We start from the raw sequence: 287 nt of genomic DNA, 5'->3' as shown, positions 1-287 counted from the left end.
CGTAAAGAACGTGTCTGTCAAAGACGTTAGACGTGGCAATGTTGCTGGGGACAGCAAAAATGACCCACCAATGGAAGCAGCTGGCTTCACTGCTCAGGTGATTATCCTGAACCATCCAGGCCAGATCAGTGCTGGCTATGCCCCTGTTCTGGACTGCCACACGGCCCACATAGCATGCAAGTTTGCCGAGCTTAAAGAGAAGATCGATCGTCGTTCTGGTAAGAAGCTGGAAGATGGCCCCAAGTTCCTGAAGTCTGGCGATGCTGCCATTGTTGATATGGTCCCTG

At 51.9% G+C, this 287-nt stretch carries 1 pseudogene; it reads left to right on the top strand.

The window, feature by feature from the left end:
- Positions 1-70: 70 nt before the first annotated feature.
- Positions 71-287: pseudogene (locus IGS60_RS28235) on the top strand (elongation factor 1-alpha); the annotation flags it as partial.

Origin of the sequence: Janthinobacterium sp. FW305-128 (assembly GCF_020858135.1) — a bacterium.
Taxonomy (GTDB): Bacteria; Pseudomonadota; Gammaproteobacteria; order Burkholderiales; family Burkholderiaceae_D; genus Janthinobacterium.
This window is presented reverse-complemented; position numbering and strand designations above follow the sequence as displayed.